Here is a 20,309-nt window from a genome sequence, read left to right on the forward strand (position 1 = left end):
GATATGGGACACGAATTATCAGCAATAAACCTTCAAATGGCTTATCGGGAATACATCAATGACACATATCTCCAGGCCAGGTTTGCTGTCAGCAAACGATTTGTCTTTACCGCCGATCCTGCATCCTCGGATTTCGAGCTTGCTGGAATATCATCAGGACAACCTGTTTAACTGGGTTCAGCAATACGGATCACCGTTAAACATCGTTGTCCCGTCCATATTGAATGACAATCTTGCCAAATTGCATGCCGCAATCACGCAATATTCTGTTGGCGCAAAAATTTTTTACGCCGCAAAAGTGAATAAGTCGCAATCGCTTGTTGGCGAGGCCGTAAAAGCTGGTTTGGGCGTAGATGTCTCAAGTCGCTATGAATTGCGCGATGCGCTTGATGCGGGGTGCGCAGGGCGGGAGATATGTGCTTCGGGGCCTGCAAAAACACCAGAATTTCATAAAGAACTGATCGATCAGCAGGCCCTGATCTCTGTTGATTCCTGCGAGGAGCTTGAAGATCTCGCACAGCTTCTGTCCAGTCTTGATCACGCCCCGAAAGCGCGGATCATTTTGCGATATCGGCCAAACAGTGCGGTAAAAAGCCGGTTTGGCATCTCGGCGTACAACATGCGATCGTGTCTGGAGATGATCGCCCGGCATGCGGCCGGTTTTGCCTTTGAAGGTTTTCACTTTCATCTGGGCGGATATGCGCCGGAAACCCGCATTGCCGCCTTTTGGGAACTGACCCAATGGGTTGAAGCTGCCCGCGATTTAGGCCTTGCGGTCTCCTTGATCGATATCGGCGGCGGCTTGCCGGTGCGTTATGTGGATGCCGAGACTTATGACGCCTTTCTGGCCCGCCAGGATGCCGAGCATTATCGCAATGCCATGCTCCCGGGCAGTTTTTATCCCTATGGCCATAAAATGGATGCCGCGGGTTGGCTGGAAACATTTCTGTCGGCAAAAGGCGAGACGGATCAAACCATTGCAGGCTATTTGCAAAACCAGGCCATCACGCTCGGGATCGAACCGGGGCGCAGCCTAGCCGATCAAACCGCGATTTCCGTTTTTCGCATCAGCCGGGTCAAGGAACTTGAGGGCGGCCACCATGTCATCTTTGTGGAAGGCAGCAGTTTTAGCGCCTGCGAAACCTGGTTTGCCTCCGAATTTTTGATCGATCCCATTTTGATCCCGTCACAACAGAACGGACATCATCAGACAAGCCCTGATCAAACGTCGATACGGGCTTATCTTGCCGGTCATAGCTGCCTGGAAGAAGACGTCGTTTCCAATCGCCTGATCACATTTTTTACGGTGCCAAAGCGTGGCGATCTTCTCGTTTATGGCAACACCGCCGGATACCAGATGGACCTTCTGGAGAACGAATTCCACCGGGTTCCGATGCCGCGTCGCATCTCGCTTGATGCCGATCTGACAACCGTTCACGCCGATATCGCAGTTAACGCCGTTAATGCCAAGGGAGCACAACAATGATTTACGACAAGGTAAGCAGCCTGATTGGCAATACCCCGCTTCTGGAACTGCCTGTTGCGGCTCCCAATGCCCGGTTTTTGCTGAAAATCGAAAAAAATAATCCCGGCGGCAGCATGAAAGACCGCATGGCGCGCAGTATGGTGCTGGCGGCAATCCGCGATGGCCGTTTGGGCAAGGGCGGCACCATTGTGGAATCCTCGTCGGGCAATACCGGCATTGGCCTGGCGATTGTCGCCGCCGAAATGGGTTTTCGCTTTATTGCAGTTGTTGACCATCACGCAGCCCCCGACAAACTTGCCGTGATGCGTGCCCTGGGGGCGGAGCTGAAATTTGTTGAAGGCGATTACGCCGAAGATGAAGTTGCCGTTGTTGAACGTCAGCAAACAGCCGCGCGCCTTGCCACCGAAATTCCCGGTGCCATCTTTATGAACCAGTCAGATAACCCGGCCAATCCCGAAGGATATAAGGGGTTTGTCGAAGAACTTTTGGCCCAGACGGATGGCCAGGTCGATGCCTTTTGTGGCTGTACCGGCACCGGTGGCTCGTTAAGCGGCATTGCCAAATATCTCAAGCAGTATAACGCCGATATTGTCACCATCGGGGTTGAGCCGAAGGGCTCGATCATTTTTGGACAGCCGGGCCATCCCTATTATCAGTCCGGTACGGGAACCCCCAAGGGCGACGAAGTTGGCCTGGTGCTTGATTATGACGTGATTGACATCGGCACACAGGTTGGCGATGCCGAGGCCTTCGAGACCGCACGCTATATTGCCCAAAATACCGGGCTTTTGATTGGTGGATCGTCCGGCGGGGCGATTTATACCGCCCTTGAATATCTTCACAGCGGGCGCATTGGCGGTACGGTTGTATGTTCTGTCGCGGATGGTGGCGAGAAATATCTGCACAGTGTTTATAATCGGCAATGGCTGGCGGAACGCGAGCTGTTAAGCCCGGCTGTCTGGCAACAAATGGCCGAATGGATGCCGGTTCGCCACACTTACAAAACCGATGCCGATTTGCTTGAGGAGGTTGCATGATCAATCTGCCATCCTGCAAACATCCGGTTGTGCTGATTAACCCGCATCGTTTGCGCGCCCATGAAGAACATGACGGCGATCATGCGCGCAATTTACGGCAGAAGATCGAAACAGCGGGTATCTGGACCAGCCCCGTTATTGTTGAATGGGAAAACCTGATTGTCATGGACGGACATCATCGCCTGTCCGTGGCACTGGAGGCAGGGCTTGCCTATGTGCCCTGCCTGCTGGCGGATTATCATTCGGTTTCTGTTACCTCGCGCCGGGCGGACATTACCGTGACACCGGATGACATTCGCACCCGCGCCCAGGAGCGGCGGTTATATCCAATCAAGACGACACGTCATGTTTTCCCCGAAAGCTGGTTACAGGCTGCGGGGATCGGTCTTGATCGTCTTTATGGCGCCCCGGTCCGACATAACCAGTCCGTTTCGGTTCTAACCTCGCAATCGCACCATTTCGGAACGGGGGTTGCCTGATGATGGAAACACAGCATCCCCTTCGGGTGGTTATTTGTGGTGGCGGGCGCACCGGGCATTTAAATGCGATTTTGTTCAAACAGCTTGCCGATGTAGAAGTTCGGCTGTTGACACATAACCGCGATATTGTGGCCCGGTATCAGGCGGGTGATGATTTTACCGCGCTGTTGCCCGATGGCGGCACACTCTCGGCCCGGCTAGATGATGTCAGTTGTCATGCCGGGGATGTTCTGATGGATGCCGATATTGTGGTGATGACACAGCCCGCCCACGTCCGGCTGGCTGCGTTGCAGGAAATGGTCGAATTCCTGCCGGCGGACAAAAAGGTGTTTCTGGGCGCCATTCCCGGTTTTTGCGGGTTTGACTGGCTGGCTGAAAATGTGCTGGGCGCGCGCGACAATATCGTGATTTGGGGCATGAAAGACGTGCCTCACACCGCCTTTGACCTGATACCGGGGCAATCGGTGCGCATGGGCGGGGCAAAAAGTGTTTTGCACGTTGCCTTGCATGACCGCGAAGACAGGGCGGATGGCGTTGTATTGCAGCAATATTTGCAACGTCTTTATCAAACCCGGGTGGATTTGCTGGAAAGTTTCCTTGAAATCACCCTGACACCGGGCAATCCGATCATGCACAGTTCGGTTATTTACGGGCTGATCGGACCTTACGGGCAATGGCGGGACAGGGCGTTTGAGGCACCACTTTGCTGGTGGTCGGATTGCCCGGAGATCGGGGCCTATTTTCTCGAACGCTGTGATGCCGAAAGTCAGGCACTATGCCACAAAATCGCCAGCGACCTTAAAATCGATCTGTCATCAGTCCGCCCGCTAAAAGACGAGATTGCCGATGCCTATGGCAATCAGATCAAAGACCCGCACACGATGTGGAGCGTGCTGACAACTAACCGCGCCTATGAAGGCATACAGGCCCCGCTGGTTGCCGATGAAAACGGCGAGGGCTGGGTTATGGACCGGCAAAGCCGTGCCTTTCATGAAGACGTGGCCTTTGGCCTGGCGCTGCTTGTTGAAATGGGCCGGCGCATGGCTGTCCCGCTGCCGCATATCCAAGAGATTTTTAGCTGGTGTGTAGACCATATGGGCGGTTTGAACCGCTCGTCTCTTGATTATTTCCCAAAACACTGGCCGACGGAAAGACCTACGTTATGAATCAGAACCTTCCCGTTCATTTCACCCCGAATACCGGTTCCAGTTTATCGGTTGTTCCCGGCGCATTTAACTTCGCCCAACGCAACGCAATGCGACGCGTGATCCGCTGCCTGTTTGCCGAAAATATCCTCGATTCCGGCAAACTGGTGTTTATCGGAAACCATCACGCCGCCATTTTTCCGATCTGGGGCCAAAAATGTCTGCTGTGCTTTGATGATTTGCAAAAGTCACCGGCCAATACATTTACCAATCATGGTGATATTGCCGTGATTCATGAAGATGGCCGCAGGCATGTTGTTACCACAGTCGCCGATCTGATTGACCTTTTGCTGCCCTGTTTTGACTTTGACCCCGCCGATAGCGGAGCGGAAAACCTGAAGCGAGACATCGCCAACAGTATCGATAACGATGTGCTGGCCCGCGCCTTTCGCAAAGACTGGAATGACCAGTTACAACAGGCCATCAAGGATCATCACGCAGGCGGCCTGATTGACTATCTCCGGCAGGCTTATTCGGTGCGCGATGCGGCCATTCTGCTTGATCAGTGGGGCTCGCTGGAAGGACACCCGTTTTATCCGACCTGGAAAACCAAACCCAATTTGGATGTGCAGGAAGTGATCAGCCTGTCGCCGGAGTTTTCCGCCATTGTGCCGGTGCGGCTGGCCGCCTTGCGCCGCGATATGGCGCATCTCGAATGTATGGCCGGGATTGATAATATCCATGACTGGTTTGCGCAAAATTACCGGGAAACCTGGGACGAATGGTGCGACATACTGCGTGCGGACGGCGAGAACGTTGAAAACTGGCTGCCACTGCCCATTCATGCCTGGCATTTGGAAAATCATGTCAAATCGCATTTTCGCGCCGAGATAGACGAAGGCATTTTACGCCTTGCCGGGCCGGATATTGCAACCCGTCCCAGCATGTCCTTTAGGACTATGCTGCCGGTCGAGGGTGAAACCACCCCCTTCATCAAGCTGCCGGTTGCCATCTGGCTGACCAGCGAAATGCGCACCTTGCAGGCAAAATCCATTCATATGGGGCCGCGTTTCAGCACCGTCATCCGCCAGATCCTGGCCGATGAAAACGGGTTTGATCAAACCCTTGAAATGTTCACCGAGGATGTTGGCATTCATTACAAACATGCCGAACGCCAGGATGATGCCGAAGGCAAGCACCTCTCGGTCATTTTCCGCACAACCAATGGCAAACTGGACCGGAAAGACAACCTGTTGCCGGTAACGGTCGCGTCATTGTTAACCCGTGCGCCTTCGGGTGATCGTCCCCTGATCGCGGAACTGGTTGATGGTTCTGATGGGCCAGCAACGGCCGATGACGTTATTGCCTTTTTCCGGGATTACGCCTGGGTTGTCATTAACCCGGTCATTCAGATTTACATGCTTTATGGCGTTGCCCTCGAAGCACATCAGCAAAATACATCCATTCTGTTTGATCCGGCAGGCAAACCCGTGCGGATGCTGATCCGCGATTTTGGCGATGGTCGTGCCTATCGGCCGTTGTTGAACGGACGGGGCTATGATCTGAAATCCTATTATTACAAGGGGATTTTGCCGACCATCTTTGATGATGACATCGAACCGGTGCGATCCTTTGTCATTGATGCCTGTTTTGTCTGTCATTTGCACGAAGTTGCACAGGTTTTAACCCGGCATTACGGGCTGGAGGATGATGTTCTCTGGCGCGTGATGGGGCAGGAAACCGAAGGTGTGTTTGACGCGTTGCGTGACCGGATCGCGGATGCCGATTTCTGGCAACAGGAAAAAGGCCAGTTTCTGGAGCAGGGCTGGTCAACCCGGTCGGTCTTGCGGATGCACCTGCAAAAATATGCGGATTATCGCATTCAGCATCAATTACCCAACCCGATGGCAAGTGGGGCATATAACGCGTGATGATGCCGGTTCATGCGCGGATTCCCCTCCGCTGGAAAATACACATCCTGTTCATCATTCAGCTTGTCTCGATGGGCGCAATGGAAATGAGCGGGCCATTTTGGCCCGTTCATTTGCGTGCTTTGGCAAGCTCCGATCAGATATTCACCATCGCCAGCATCGGTGTTTATGTTGGCCCGATGCTGGGCATTATGCTGACCAGCACATTTTGGGGTCGTTTGGGCGACCGTTATGGTCACAAGGCCATGATGATCCGTGCTCTGGCCGGGCTGGCGATTACGCAACTTGCCCTGGCATGGTCCAATGATGTTTTTGTCATTTTGCTGTTGCGGTTTTTACAGGGCGCCTGTGCCGGTTATATCGCGCCGGCGCAGGCCTATGGTGTCAGCATTGAAAACCCGGCCCGCCGGGCAAAGCTGTTTGCCTATTTGCAGGTTTCCACCAATCTTGGCTCGTTGCTTGGCGCACTCATAGGCGGGGTGATCCTGGATCATGCCGCGTTTTTCTGGATCAATTTTTCCGCCGGTCTGTTGTGTGTCGGTTGTATCGGTGCGGTTGCCATTTTACTGCCCACGGTTAGTGCAGCCCATCGCCACGACACGGCACCAGCAAAGACGACAACGGCAAAAAACAACACCTCCAACGTATCTGCTGCCTCCCTTAGCGTTTTGCGATCCCCGCAAATCTTGTCTCTATTGACGATTTTGGGGGTGTTGTTAATGGCGCGTATGGTTACGCAATCCCCGTTCTCGATTTACGTGCTGTCAACTTTTGATGTCGGAAACTGGCTTGTCGGCCTGTGTTACGGCCTGTTGGCGATGGGGTTTGTCGTTTCGGCATCGTTTTGGGCGCGTCATTTTGAAAATCGCGACATGGGCGATGTTTTGGCCCGGATGTGCGCCATCATTGCCGGGTGCGTTATTGTAACACTGGTGGCCGGTTTAACCCGCTCGGTCCCGGTATTTACCGTGATGTATTTTTCCTGGGGTGTTTTGCTCGGCGCAACCACCCCGGTCCTGACCGCCCTGATCTCGCGTGCGGCAGGCGAAAACCACCAGGGACATGTCTTGGGAATTGCCCAAAGCAGTTCGCAATTTGCCTCCATCACCGGCATCGCCTTGGGGGGCTTGTTTAGCCAGTCTGTTGGCTTGTCGAAAATCTATTTCTTTGTCGCCTTCATCTATTTTATCGGGCTGGGGATAACGGCCACCGTGCGTATCGCCATGATGCGCCAAAACTCCGTTGCCCGCCTTCCGGGAGAGTAAAATTGAGAATAATGAGAGAAATCGCAGGCATTTTTGCCGTCACAGTCACCGCATTGATGGCATTTACGGCTTCTGTTCGGGCTGACATGATCACGATTACGGATGTTGCCGGGCGTAAACTTCAGGTAAATGCACCGGTTAACCGTGTTGTACTGGGCGAGGGACGCCAGCTTTATGTCATCGCGATGCTGGACCGTGAAAACCCGGCCAAACGCATTGTCGGCTGGCGCAATGATTTGATCGAGGCGGACCCAGGCACCTATCATGAATATGAAAAGGCCTTTCCCGCATTCGCCAAAATCCCGACTTTTTCGGGGCTGGAGCAAAGCCTGATTGATATTGAAACAACCATTGCCCAAAAACCCGATGTGGTTTTTCTGAACCTTGAAACCAAAAAGGCGGTAGATGAGGCGAACTTTGTCGAGAAACTCGCAAGCCTGAACATCCCGGTGGCCTATGTCGATTTCCGGCATGATCCTGAACATAATACCGAACCTTCCATGCGCCTGATGGGTAAACTATTCGGGCAGGAAGCACGCGCCGAAGCCTTTATCAATTTTCGCCGTGCCCAGATCGCCCGGGTGACGGATGTGTTGGCAAAAGCCAACCCGCCGCGCCCCAAGGTGTTCATTGATCGTGCCGCCGGATTTTACCAGGATTGCTGCCATACATTCGGAAATGGCAATTTTGGCGCGATGGTCGAAATGGCCGGCGGCGATAATATCGCAAAAGACATCCTTCCTGGCACATTCGGTCAGCTTAATGCCGAACAGGTGATTGTTTCCAATCCTGATCAGGTGATTGTCACCAGTGCCGACTGGCAGGCCTATGTGCCAGGGGGAAAATGGGTGCCGGTCGGGCCGGGGGCCGATATGGACGAGGTGCAAAAGAAACTGGCATTTTATCCGACACGGCCAGCCTATCGCGGGATTGCAGCGCAAAAAAACGGCGCGTTTCATGCTGTCTGGCACCAGTTTTACAACAGTCCCTATCAATTTGTTGCCATTCAGCAATTCGCCAAATGGTTCCATCCAGACCTGTTTGGTGATCTTGATCCTGATGAGACATTTCGAGAATTTCATGAACAATTTTTGCCGATTGACTATCAACCGGGATATTTTGCCAGCCTGAAGACAAAGCCATGAAATTGCGACACATTAAAAATCAGGAATTAATCGGCGGACAACATTATCGGCATGTTGTCCGTCGCCGTTTGTTATTACTGGCGGGGCTTGGCTCCGCCCTGTTCGTCAGCATCTGCTTTGATCTGTCACTTGGCCCGGCCAGTATCCCGGTGGTCGATGTGGTGCGCGCCCTGTTTTTGTCAGGCAGTGTAACGGACCAGGTTTCGGTGGTGGTGCGCGACATTCGCCTGCCGGTCGCGGCAATGGCCGTGGTTGTAGGTGCGGCCCTGGCGATTGCCGGGGCACAGATGCAAACCATTTTGAACAACCCGCTGGCAAGCCCCTTTACACTGGGTATTTCGGCGGCTGCCGGGTTTGGGGCATCGCTGGTGCTGGCCTTTGGCATTACGGTTTTGCCGGTGGCAACCGCCATCATGGTGCCGGTCAATGCGTTCATCATGGCGATGCTGGCGGCATTGGTCATTCATCTTCTGAGCATGCGGCGCGGTGCAAATACCCAAACCATCGTGTTGCTCGGCATCGCAATGGTCTTCAGCTTTAACGCGCTGTTGGCCCTTGTGCAGTTTCTGGCCTCATCCGAAGGTCTGGCTGCCGTTGTGTTCTGGACGATGGGCAGCCTGACCAAGGCGACCTGGCCCAAGTTTTTTGTCGTTTGTGCCATTTTGGCAATTGTGATGCCAATTTTTGTCCGACGTGCCTGGGCCATGACCGCGATGCGTATGGGCGATGAAAAGGCCGCCAGTTTTGGCATTCGCGTTGGGCGGTTGCGCCTGGAAACCATGATGCTGGTCAGCCTTCTCGCCGCTATTCCGGTGTCCTTTGTCGGAACAATCGGCTTTGTTGGCCTGGTCGGGCCGCATATTGCCCGGCTGATGATTGGCGAGGACCAGCGGTTTTTCCTTCCCGCATCGGCATTGGCTGGGGCGCTGTTGCTCTCGGCCAGTTCGGTTGCCAGCAAAACCCTGATTTCCGGCGCAATTTTACCTATTGGCATTGTGACATCGCTGGTGGGTATTCCGTTTTTTGTTTCCCTTGTTCTGACGAATTCAAAAAAACTATGGTAGTTCTGACACTTGACCAGGTTGGTGCGCGGCTGGGTAAAAAAACCGTACTGTCCGATATTTCTGCCGGACCTTTTTATAGTGGCGATGTGATTGCCGTGGTCGGCCCGAACGCGGCGGGAAAATCCACGCTGTTTAAGCGTATTTGCGGCCTGATTAAAGGACCGGGGCATGTTGACTATCAAAACAAGGGCGAAAGTCAGGAATCATCGCGTGATGGGATGTGTTACGTACCGCAAAACACAATGGTTTCCGTTGCGCTGAGTGTTTATGAGGCCGTTTTGCTGGCTAAAAAGCAGGGCGGAGATTGGCATGTTTCAAAGCAAGACATGGAAATAGTCGATCAGACCCTGAATTTGCTGGGCATTCTTGATTTGTCCAACAGGCCGGTGGGGGAGCTTAGCGGCGGGCAAATGCAGCTTGTCAGCATTGCGCAGGCGCTGGTGCGTGATCCGAGCGTTTTGCTGTTGGACGAACCAACATCGGCCCTCGATCTTAGCCGCAGCCACCAGATCCTTGCCTTGATGCGCAACCTTGCCAAACAACGCAATATGCTGGTGATGATGGCATTGCATGACTTAAACGATGTGCTGCGCTATGCCGATCATACTCTGGTCATCGCCAACGGGTCGCTGGTGGCGGGGGGGGCAACACAGGATGTGATTACAGAAACTCTGTTGCAGGATGTTTACCGGGTACGCGCCCGGCTGGAGCCGTGCAGTGCCGGGCAAACACGCGTAATTGTGGATGGCGCGTTACACGAATATGTCTAACCCATAGAATATTAGTTTACCTGCTGTCCTTATTTTTCATCCAGGCAGCATATTCGGGATGGTCTGGCTGCATATCGGTATAAAGCCAGACCATGCGATCGATAAACCACAGTTTTGCCAGCATGATGATGCTCATCCCAAACAGGGTTGCCCAAATATCAAGCCAGATCAGCCCGGCAAGCCAGAGGACACTGGCGAGCGCTGAAACGGTATTCAGGATATGCCCCATCCGAAGATGATGATGCGGGATCGGGATTTTCTGGCGGTTCAGCCACACTCGTTCCCCCAACACTCCTTGGGACATCCAGTTATGTGTATCCCTTGGGGGCGGGAACAGCCGGGGATTAACCCATAACCATAACAGGGAAACAGCAAAGGGCAGCAATGCCCAGGGGCCAATCCAGATGCGGCTCCAAACGGCAAGGCTGATCAGGGGCAGGGCGGCAACGCGGCTCCAGCCACTCCAGGGGTTGGCATGGCGCTGCCAGATTTCCGGCGACATGCCCATCAGCTTTTCGGCCCGTTCGGCAAGTTTCACCATATGGCAGGCTCCTCGTTTTGCGCACAACGCATGGTAAGGGGCCTTGCGCCTTTTCACCAGTCTGGATCGCGATAAAACAGAAAACACCCCCGGCCGCAAAACCGGGAGTGTTCCAATGTTCAAGCCAAATGGCTCTATGTCTCAGTCAGTTACCGGGTTACTGCAAATCAAACCGGTCAGCATTCATCACCTTGGTCCAGGCGGCAACGAAATCCTTGACGAATTTTTCAAGGTTGTCGTCCTGGGCATAAACCTCGGCATAGGAACGCAGGATCGAATTGGAACCAAATACCAGATCAACACGGGTTGCGGTCCATTTGGTATCGCCGGTTTTACGATCGACGATGTTATAAAGGTTCTGCCCTGCCGGTTTCCAGCTATAGGCCATGTCGGTCAGATTGACGAAAAAGTCGTTCGTCAGCTTGCCCGGACGGTCGGTAAAGACGCCATGCTTGGTCCCGCCATAGTTGGTATCAAGGGCGCGCATACCGCCAACCAGAACCGTCATTTCCGGTGCTGTCAGCCCCAGAAGCTGGGCACGGTCCAGCAGCATTTCCTCAGCCGAAACCACATAGTCTTTCTTCAACCAGTTACGGAAACCATCTGCCAGCGGTTCCAGAACGTCAAAGCTGTCCGCATCGGTCATGTCATCGGTGGCATCGCCACGGCCGGCTGCAAACGGAACAGTGATGTTTACACCCGCATCATGGGCGGCCTTTTCAACCGCTGCCGTCCCGCCAAGAACGATCAGATCCGCAATCGAGACCTTTTTGTCCAGGCCAGCCTGAATACCCTCAAGGGTTTTCAAAACCTTTGCCAGACGGTCCGGTTCGTTGCCTTCCCAATCCTTTTGCGGGGCGAGGCGAATGCGGGCCCCATTGGCACCACCGCGCATGTCCGAACCGCGATAGGTACGGGCACTATCCCAGGCGGTGTTGATCAGTTCAGCACTGCTCAGCCCGGAATTCAGCAGCTTTGCCTTCAGATCAGCTATTTCGCTATCCGACAGGGTGTAATCCACAGTCGGGATCGGGTCCTGCCAGATCAAATCTTCACTCGGCACATCCGGGCCAAAATAGCGGGCCTTCGGTCCCATGTCACGGTGGGTCAGCTTGAACCACGCACGAGCAAAGGTTTCCGAGAAATATTCAGGATCCTGAATGAATTTCTGGCAAATGGCGTTATAGGTCGGGTCAACCTTCATCGCCATGTCAGCATCGGTCATGATCGGCATGCAACGGATCGACGGGTCCTCGACATCGACCGGCATGTCTTCTTCTTTAATGTCGATCGGCATCCACTGCCAGGCACCGGCCGGGCTTTTCTTGAGTTCCCACTCATAACCAAACAGCAGGTCAAACCAGCCCATATCCCACTCGGTCGGGTTTTTGCTCCAGGCACCTTCGATACCGGAAACAACCGTGTCACGGCCAATACCACGACCCTTGGTGTTCATCCAGCCCATGCCCTGTGCGGTGACGTCGGCTGCTTCGGGTTCGGCACTCAGGTTGGAGGCATCGCCATTCCCGTGACATTTGCCAATGGTGTGGCCACCGGCGGTCAAGGCGGCGGTTTCTTCGTCATCCATTGCCATACGGGCAAAGGTTTCACGCACCTGGGCGGCGGTTTTCATCGGGTCCGGCTGGCCGTTAACACCTTCCGGATTCACATAGATCAGGCCCATCTGCACGGCGGCAAGCGGGTTTTCCATCGTTTCCGGCTTGGAAACATCGTCATAGCGGCCATCGCTCGGGGCGAGCCATTCCTTTTCAGCTCCCCAGTAAATGTCTTTTTCCGGGTGCCAGATGTCTTTGCGGCCAAAGGCAAAACCAAAGGTTTTCAGACCGGCTACTTCATAGGCAATGGTGCCCGACAGAATGATCAAATCCGCCCAGGAGATTTTGTTGCCATATTTCTTTTTGATCGGCCAGAGCAGACGGCGGCCTTTATCCGTATTTACGTTATCGGGCCAGGAATTGAGCGGGGCAAAACGCTGGTTGCCGGTACCGCCACCACCACGGCCATCGGCCAGACGATAGGATCCTGCGGCATGCCAGGCGACACGGGCGAACATGCCAACATAGCTGCCCCAGTCTGCCGGCCACCAATCCTGGCTTTCGGTCATCAGCTGGCGAAGGTCATTTTTCAGAGCTTCGACATCCAGCTTTTTCAGTTCTTCATGATAATCAAAATCCTGGCCCAGCGGGTTGGTTTTGGCGTCATGCTGATGCAGAATGTCGAAATTCAGGGCATTGGGCCACCAATCCATAACTGTGGTGCCCAGGGCGGTTTGACCGCCATGCATGACCGGGCATTTGCCTGTTGTTGCTTTTCCGTCCATTTCTCTCTCCGTATGCTGGCTGAGATGTGTGCCGCTTGTTGTCTTGATCAGGACTTTTGTAAACGCATGGCCTGATTATCAGAATATGTGCGAAATACGTTTATGTCCAAGTCAATGTTCAACTTAGGTGTATGGCTTGTTCTTTGTCGCGGTGTGCTGTGTCGGTGTGTTTTTGCTGTAGAAAAAAATTAGCGTGGAATTGCCCGATAGGTGAAATAGTTATTTTTTTATTTTTTGATAGTTTTTTTCGATTAATTGGCAGCGCTATTGCGAAGGCCCTTCTCTGGAAGGCGAGTTAGTGCTTGAGTATGCAAACCCTCGTGCCAACAATTATCCCTCATATTGGCGGAAAGTCTGGCAATAATGTGGTGTTTGTCAAAGGTGGCATTCGGAACACATAGAACAGTGCTCGGTCAGGCAGGGGGATATCGTTTTCGCTAGGAAATTTCGCCGACAGGCCGAATGTAATCATAAATTGGGAAAACAGGATCGCATTCGGCATATTATTGGGAAAAGAGAGCGCAAAATCCTTTGATGACAATCGGGCCACAGAACTTGTTTCCTGACGGTGCAATCTGGAAGGCTTGTGGGGCAGACTGGCTGCGACTCATTTTCAGGGTAAGGTATTTTAATGAAAACACTTCTGCTAAAAAAAAGTGAAGTAGATCAGTTGATCAAAATGCCCGACGTGATAGACGCAGTCGAAGATGCCTATAAGGCGTTTAGCAGCAAGCAGGTTGTACAACCGGGCTATATTGGGATCAAATTACCCGATCATCGTGGCGAGATTGATTTCAAGCTCGGTTATTCCAGAACTAGTGAAATCATTTCGATGAAGGCGCATTCAGGCGGGTTCACGGATAATCCCGAACAACATGGTGTCCCCAACAGCATGGGAACCGTTCTTTTGTTTGATGCGAAAAGTGGCACCCTGATTTGTGTTATGGATGGCAGCCTGATCACGGGGCTTCGTACCGGTGCAGCTGGTGCCGTTTCGGCGAAGGCACTGGCCCGCAAAAATTCCCGAACAATAAGCTGTGTTGGAACAGGCAACCAGGCACGGATGCAGATACGTGCGCTAACTGAAGTCATGAAGATTGACGCAATTCACGCATGGAGCCGGACGTCGGATAAGCGGTTACTTTTTAAGACGGAAATCGAGCAGGAATTTGGGATCCCCGTTATCATCGCCACTTCCAAAAAGGAAGCAGTTGAACAGGCTGATATCCTCGTCACAACAACCCGGGGTGAAGGGGACGTCGTTGAAGCATCGTGGGTAAAACCCGGGACACATATTGTCGCCATTGGTGCAGATGCGCCTGGCAAACAGGAATTTGACCCCGAAATTTTTGGCATTGCCAAAGTTGTTGTCGATTCCGTTTCGCAGTGCTGCGAAAAAGGCGAAACCAGCCACGCAGTTAAAAACAATATCATCACCCGCGATGGCATCCATGCCGAGATTGGCGAAATACTGCTGGGGCACAAATCCGGGCGGGAGAGTGAAGACGAAATCACTCTATTTGATTCCACCGGCATGGCCATACAGGACAATACAACGGCAAACAGAATTTATCAGAACGCGATAAACAGAAATATCGGCTCCTTTTTTACCTTTTTTGAGTAATGGTCATGCGCAATTACCCGACCCTCCAGGACATCCACGAAGCACGAGCACGACTGAAGCCTCATATCCGGCACACACCGCTTTTACATGCCGATAAAATCGAGCGTCAGGTTGGCTGCCAGCTTTATCTCAAGCCGGAAACATTGCAGATCACCGGTGCGTTTAAAATTCGCGGGGCCCTGAATACGGCGCTGTCGTTGCCGAGAGACGAAATCGCAAACGGTATTATTGCCACCTCGTCGGGCAATCACGCGCAAGGGCTGGCATATGCCGCCAGGATGCTGGGTGTAAAAGCCATTTTGGTGCTGCCGGTGACAACACCAAAGATCAAAATCGAAAATACAAAGGCCCTTGGCGCCGAGGTCATTCTTTTCGATGGCGACACGGCTGCCCGCTGGAAAAGAGTGTATGAAATCGCCGAAGAAAACAAATATGCTCCTATTCATGCCTTTGAAGACCCAAGGGTCATGGCTGGCCAGGGCACAATGGGCTGTGAAATCCTGGAGGATATGCCCGACATTGACACGGTTCTTGTGCCGGTTGGCGGCGGCGGGCTGATTTCGGGTGTGGCCACCGCTCTTAAAGAAACGAAACCCTCCATTCGCGTGATCGGCGTGGAACCAGCCTTGACACCGAAATATTTTCAGAGCCGTTTGAACAAAGAAAGAACGTCATTGCCCCTGAAAAATACAATCGCCGATGGTCTGCGGATCAGCGTTCCCGGCCAGAACCCGTTTCCCATCATTGAAAAATATGTTGATGAAATCATTCTTGTTGAAGACGAACATATTATTGCCGGGATGCGAAGCCTTGCCAAAGACGCAAAACTGATTGCGGAACCCGCCGCCTCCATCGGTGTCGGGGCCTTGCTGGCGGGTAATGTTAAGGTTCGACCTGATGAAAAGGTGTGCGCCATATTGTCTGGTGGGAATTGGGACCTGGCTGACCTTGCAGAAATCTACAAATAAAACCGCAGGACTGATTGTCTTGAGCCGCCATAAATCCAGGGCTGTAAACGCCTGAAATACCACGGGAATTGCGCCTGGTTCAGGGCAATCGTCTTTAAACGATAATACGGGGCGACAGCATATCGGGGTTTTGTAACTGGGCCAATCGGCGCAGGCCACCTGTCAGGGTTTCGCGGTCTGGACTAACCCCGAGCGAAATGCGAACGGCATTTGCGTTGCTTCGTCCAATGGCAAATGCCGATGCCGGAACAACGGCGACCCCTGCCAGTTCGGCCTGTCGGGCAAAATTATCTGCCGACCAATGGGTCGGCAATTCCAGCCAGATATGATGTCCGTTTGGATTGGCATGGAAAGGCCGGCCCAATTCGCTTTTGGCAAGGGCCAGTCGGGCGTTATTTTCGGCAATGATGGCCGCGACCAAATCTTGCAATACACCTTCAACAATCCAGCGGCTTGCCAGTGCCGACATCAGCGACGGCACCATCAGAATGGTTGTTCTCAGGATCGCGGCCAGCCCCTGCGCCTGCGCGGGGTCAGGTGCGACAACATAGGCAATGCGAAGGGCAGGGCTGGCACATTTTGACAAGGTGGCAATATGCCAGGTGATGTCCCCGGCAATACTGGCGATGGCCCGGTTGTTTCTATCATCCAGTAACGGCCAATAGGGGTCGTCTTCTATAATCGCAATGCGATATTTACGGGCGATGCGGGCAATGGCGGCACGGCGTTCCAGCGGCACTGTTGCCGTTGTCGGATTATCGATATTGGGGACTAGATAAATCGCCTTTGGCCGATCCTCGACACATGCCTTTTCAAGGGAATCGGGGATAATGCCATGTTCGTCCATTTCCAAACCCACCAGATGCAGCCCGCGTTGCAAAGCCACGGCTTTTAAGCCGGGATAGGTCAGGTTTCCTGCCGCCAGCACATCACCGCGCTGCAGTAAAAGATCGCACAACGCATAAAGCGCAACCTGCGCCCCGGCAGTTAACAAAACGCATTCGGGGGCAACGCTGCCAAGACGGGACGACAGCCAGTCAGCCGCGACAATCCTGTCAAATTCCGCACCACGGCTTTCCTGATATTGCAGGTTCAAAAGGCCGGTTTTGCTCGACAAAATGTCGGACATGCCATGTGCAAACAACCGGCGAAAATTCATATGCGCAAGCTGGGGCGGGGTGTTCATGCTCATGTCAATCAGCGGCAGCCGGTCATTCACAACACCGGTGACTTCAACGCCCTTGCGAATAAAGGTCCCACGCCCGGGGCTTGCATCCACCAGGTGACGTTTTCGGGCCTCGTTAAAGGCGCGTGTCACCGTTGTCAGGTCCACCCCGACCGCTTCTGCAATGGCCCGTTGCGAGGGCAGGCGTTCGCCCTGCGCGATCAGACCATTGTTAATGTCTTCCTCAAGCGCATCGACGATACCGATATATTTTAGACGGGCATTTTCCTTGACCCACGGGTTCCACATACGCCCCTCATTGTATGGATAAATTGCAAGTGTGCATTGTGACAAAAAGACATACACCAACCGGTTCGTTTGTGTTATGCCTACCTATGATTGTTAAATCAGCTCAAAGATATGATTTAAATCAATCGATAACATGCTGAAATATTATTATAAACTTTCTTGAACCGGGCATGACGATTCAAGCGTATCGGATGACTTAAAGTTTTAGCATAAATCCATACATTGTCCATACACTAAAGACCGCACGGAGAAAACATGATGCTGAATGATGATGAATGGCCTCCATTACGCCCCGTTGGGGTTGGCATTCGCGGGCGCTGCCCCCGCTGCGGACAGGGGCACATGTTTTCCGGATTTCTGAAAATTGCGGATAAATGCGATTATTGCGATCTCGATTTTTCCTTTGCCGATCCCGCCGATGGACCAGCCTTTTTCGTCATTTGTTTTGCCTGCATTCCGTCTTTGATCATGGGCCTGTGGATCGAGCTTGCCTATCAGGCGCCCTATTGGGTGCATCTGGTAACAACATTGCCGTTTTTGCTGTTGACCTGTATTCCACCGTTACGCCCGCTCAAGGGATGGCTCATCGCCTGCCAGTATTATTTTAAGGCGGCAGAGGGCAAACTTGATGACGGAAACGATAAATAAGCTTAATAATCAGTGTGATATGGCAAATAATTAATGCTCTACCTGAGTTTTGGTTCAGGGCCGCACTACAAACATGTTTTCATCGTATCGCAGCAGGCATTGCCCGATGGCCCCTTGAATCGCAATATCTTTGTCCCACGGCAGATGAACGATTTGCGGGCCACGCCGTAATTCCGGCACCTGGGCATCCTGCAGGCTGCGGTGAAGGTCGGGTTCCATCAGATCAAAGGCACGGGCACCGGAACCTGTAATAAAAATCCGTTCCGGGCCAAGCAGGGCAATAAGATTGGCAATGCCATAGCCCAGCACCTTCCCGGCATGGCGAAACAGATCGGCAAATTCCTCGTTTCCACAACGTGCCTTGTCCACCAGCGCCATCATCTGGTGCTCGCTGGGGTGCAAACGATTGCTGATGGTGGTGTCGTTTGGCATATCAGTCAGCGCACTGGCATCGCGCAGGATGGCATAGTCGCCGATATAGGCCTCAAGACATCCGCGCTTGCCACAATTGCACAACGGACCATCGGGCTGATATTTCATATGGCCAAATTCGGCAGCAGCGCCAAACGGGCCATTATACACCGTGCCGTTTAAAACCAGCCCCATGCCAATACCATAACCCAGCATGATGACGGCAAAATCACCGCCATGATGCAGCGCGGTATTTTGTGTAATCGCCGTGGCAATGCAATTGGCATCGTTCGACATCATCACCAGCCCGCCATAGCGGGCGCGCAAGGGTTCCGTCACCGCGATCTGGCGATGGCGCAGGGCAGGGGACCACATGATTTCGCCGCTATTATTATCGGCAACACCCTGCAGTGCGATGCTGATCCCTGCCGGGTTTCGCGCCATGACATCGGTATGCTCGGCGATAAACTGCTCAATCAACGCGCATAATGTTGTAATCAGTGAATGTTCATCAAGGTCGCGGGTTTGAATGCGATGTTCGCTGATGCGTTCTATGTCGCCTTTAAAATTGCCCAGCGCAATTTCGATCAGATTGATCGTAATCTTGATGCCGATAACATAAGCCGCTGTTGGCACCAGATCGAGCAACACTTTCGGCCGTCCGCGCGCATTGCCACTGCCCGCAGCCGCACCCGTGATCCCCCCATGCGGGTCCAGTCCGCTGCCTGATGCTCCGTTTGATCCGTCATTAGTGCCCGGTACACTTTGAATTTCCTGCACCAGTCCCTGCGCAATCAGATCAGCCGTCAGCGAAGTAACAGAGGCCGGGCTTAATCCGGTTGCGTTACCAATATCAATGCGGGCAACCGGGCCATGCAGCCTTAAATATCGCAAAATGGCGATTTGGGAAGGTTGACGTGGAATATCGGAGGCGGAACGACGGCTCATGCAGGGGCCTGTGATATGAGGAAACAAAGCAGGGGGCTTTGGCAATGAAAGTGATTTGAGACAGGGTGCCCCTATCCCGATGATTGTTATATGTGCGGGCCCGGTTTGGCAATTGGCACAACAGTCCTATATCCGGGGATACTCAGGAAATGTACCGGCAGGCGTGGCCGGGTTCGGCGCACTCACCGAACCCGCGCCCTATAGCGTACCGCCACCTAAATCAGGCAGGCGCCGGAACATTGGTTGCCCCAGGCCCCGCCAGGTGCATTAAATGTTCGGGCATTTTTCCCAAAATGATCATGCCCAAAACATCGTCATGGCTAACGTCGGCCGTGCGAACCGTGCCAACCAGTTGGCCGTTTTTCATCACATGCAAACGGTCGGAAAGATCAAAAACATCGTGCAAATCATGGCTGATCAGCAAAATGCCCAACCCGTCTTTCTTTAGCTGGTCAATCAGTTCGCCCACCATTCGGGTTTCCTGTACCCCAAGCGCGGCACAGGGTTCGTCCATGATCAGGATGCGGGCCTCGAATAACAGGGCGCGGGCAATGGCAACGGACTGTCTTTGCCCGCCTGACAGGGCCGCAACCGGGGCATTGAATTTTTTGAAATTCGGGTTCAGCCGGTGCAACACCTCGCGCGCCTTGTGTTCCATCGCCACATCATCCAAAAACCCCGCCCTGGTCACAATTTCGCGCCCCAAAAACAGGTTTTGCGCGGCATCCAGATTATCGGCCAGCGCCAGGTTCTGATAGATGGTTTCAATTTTATTGTCGCGGGCGTCGCGGGCATTTTCAATTTTTGCCTCGCGCCCATTCACGATGATCTGGCCACTATCGGGCGTGTAAGCCCCGGCCAAAACCTTGATCAGGGTTGATTTCCCGGCACCGTTATGGCCCAGCACCCCGACGACTTCGCCGGGATACAGGTCAATCGACACGCCATCCACCGCCTTGACCCCGCCAAAGCTGAGATGAATATCGCGCATTTCAACAAGCGGATTTTTACCGGCATTGATATCAGACATTT

General features: G+C 53.3%; 17 protein-coding genes. 12 read left to right on the forward strand and 5 right to left on the reverse strand.

Going from position 1 to position 20,309, the window contains the following annotated elements; genetic code table 11:
* The first annotated feature begins 58 nt into the window (after positions 1-58).
* From LF95_RS19535 to LF95_RS19575, 9 genes are read left to right on the forward strand one after another with little or no spacing between them, the layout of a single operon-like run.
* A complete protein-coding gene (locus LF95_RS19535; RefSeq protein WP_073956870.1) occupies positions 59-1,486 on the forward strand; it encodes a Y4yA family PLP-dependent enzyme in 1,428 nt (475 codons plus the stop codon).
* Complete coding sequence (locus tag LF95_RS19540; protein ID WP_073956871.1) at positions 1,483-2,523, forward strand: PLP-dependent cysteine synthase family protein; 1,041 nt, start codon at positions 1,483-1,485, stop codon at positions 2,521-2,523. Before LF95_RS19535 ends, LF95_RS19540 begins: the two co-directional genes overlap by 4 nt.
* Entirely contained in the window at positions 2,520-3,002 is a 483-nt protein-coding gene (locus LF95_RS19545; RefSeq protein ID WP_073956872.1) for a ParB N-terminal domain-containing protein, read from the forward strand. Before LF95_RS19540 ends, LF95_RS19545 begins: the two co-directional genes overlap by 4 nt.
* Complete coding sequence (locus tag LF95_RS19550) at positions 3,002-4,168, forward strand: NAD/NADP-dependent octopine/nopaline dehydrogenase family protein (protein ID WP_073956873.1); 1,167 nt, start codon at positions 3,002-3,004, stop codon at positions 4,166-4,168. The genes LF95_RS19545 and LF95_RS19550 overlap by 1 nt, the downstream gene beginning before the upstream one ends.
* Positions 4,165-6,078 carry an IucA/IucC family protein gene (locus tag LF95_RS19555; RefSeq protein WP_083607828.1) on the forward strand — a complete coding sequence of 638 codons (1,914 nt, stop codon included), beginning with the start codon at positions 4,165-4,167 and terminating at the stop codon, positions 6,076-6,078. Before LF95_RS19550 ends, LF95_RS19555 begins: the two co-directional genes overlap by 4 nt.
* The gene (locus tag LF95_RS19560) at positions 6,078-7,343 is read left to right on the forward strand and encodes an MFS transporter (protein ID WP_143182115.1); all 1,266 of its coding nucleotides are present in this window, start codon (positions 6,078-6,080) and stop codon (positions 7,341-7,343) included. Before LF95_RS19555 ends, LF95_RS19560 begins: the two co-directional genes overlap by 1 nt.
* An 11-nt stretch (positions 7,344-7,354) precedes the next feature.
* Entirely contained in the window at positions 7,355-8,488 is a 1,134-nt protein-coding gene (locus tag LF95_RS19565) for an ABC transporter substrate-binding protein (RefSeq protein WP_073956874.1), read from the forward strand.
* Positions 8,485-9,552 (forward strand): FecCD family ABC transporter permease, encoded by a 1,068-nt coding sequence (locus tag LF95_RS19570; RefSeq protein ID WP_073956875.1) that lies wholly within the window; start codon positions 8,485-8,487, stop codon positions 9,550-9,552. Before LF95_RS19565 ends, LF95_RS19570 begins: the two co-directional genes overlap by 4 nt.
* The gene (locus tag LF95_RS19575; RefSeq protein WP_073956876.1) at positions 9,546-10,322 is read left to right on the forward strand and encodes an ABC transporter ATP-binding protein; all 777 of its coding nucleotides are present in this window, start codon (positions 9,546-9,548) and stop codon (positions 10,320-10,322) included. The genes LF95_RS19570 and LF95_RS19575 overlap by 7 nt, the downstream gene beginning before the upstream one ends.
* 16 nt (positions 10,323-10,338) lie before the next feature.
* Here the strand turns inward: LF95_RS19575 and LF95_RS19580 are convergent, their stop codons facing one another.
* Entirely contained in the window at positions 10,339-10,863 is a 525-nt protein-coding gene (locus LF95_RS19580; protein ID WP_073956877.1) for a DUF6653 family protein, read from the reverse strand.
* Between the two features lie 157 nt (positions 10,864-11,020).
* The gene (katG, locus tag LF95_RS19585) at positions 11,021-13,204 is read right to left on the reverse strand and encodes a catalase/peroxidase HPI (RefSeq protein WP_073956878.1); all 2,184 of its coding nucleotides are present in this window, start codon (positions 13,202-13,204) and stop codon (positions 11,021-11,023) included.
* Between the two features lie 631 nt (positions 13,205-13,835).
* Here katG and LF95_RS19590 point away from each other — a divergent pair.
* Entirely contained in the window at positions 13,836-14,828 is a 993-nt protein-coding gene (locus LF95_RS19590) for an ornithine cyclodeaminase family protein (protein WP_073956879.1), read from the forward strand.
* Positions 14,829-14,833: 5 nt separating this feature from the next.
* Positions 14,834-15,796: a threonine/serine dehydratase gene (locus LF95_RS19595; RefSeq protein ID WP_073956961.1), complete on the forward strand. Its 963-nt coding sequence runs from the start codon at positions 14,834-14,836 to the stop codon at positions 15,794-15,796.
* A 94-nt stretch (positions 15,797-15,890) separates the two neighbouring features.
* Here the strand turns inward: LF95_RS19595 and LF95_RS19600 are convergent, their stop codons facing one another.
* Positions 15,891-17,270 carry an aminotransferase-like domain-containing protein gene (locus tag LF95_RS19600; protein ID WP_073956880.1) on the reverse strand — a complete coding sequence of 460 codons (1,380 nt, stop codon included), beginning with the start codon at positions 17,268-17,270 and terminating at the stop codon, positions 15,891-15,893.
* A gap of 255 nt (positions 17,271-17,525) precedes the next feature.
* On the opposite strand from LF95_RS19600, the gene LF95_RS19605 reads away from it, so the two are divergent.
* Positions 17,526-17,918, forward strand: a complete 393-nt coding sequence (locus LF95_RS19605; RefSeq protein WP_371440833.1) for a DUF983 domain-containing protein — start codon at positions 17,526-17,528, stop codon at positions 17,916-17,918.
* A gap of 54 nt (positions 17,919-17,972) precedes the next feature.
* Here LF95_RS19605 and LF95_RS19610 read toward each other — a convergent pair whose 3' ends face one another.
* Together LF95_RS19610 and LF95_RS19615 are read right to left on the reverse strand one after the other, a co-directional pair.
* Positions 17,973-19,277, reverse strand: coding sequence for an ROK family transcriptional regulator (locus LF95_RS19610; protein WP_073956881.1), 1,305 nt, complete (start codon positions 19,275-19,277; stop codon positions 17,973-17,975).
* A 220-nt stretch (positions 19,278-19,497) separates the two neighbouring features.
* On the reverse strand, positions 19,498-20,307 hold the full coding sequence (locus LF95_RS19615) for an ATP-binding cassette domain-containing protein (RefSeq protein ID WP_073956882.1): 810 nt from the start codon (positions 20,305-20,307) through the stop codon (positions 19,498-19,500).
* Between the last annotated feature and the right edge of the window lie 2 nt (positions 20,308-20,309).

It is taken from the genome of Thalassospira sp. TSL5-1, from assembly GCF_001907695.1.
Classification (GTDB): Bacteria; Pseudomonadota; Alphaproteobacteria; order Rhodospirillales; family Thalassospiraceae; genus Thalassospira.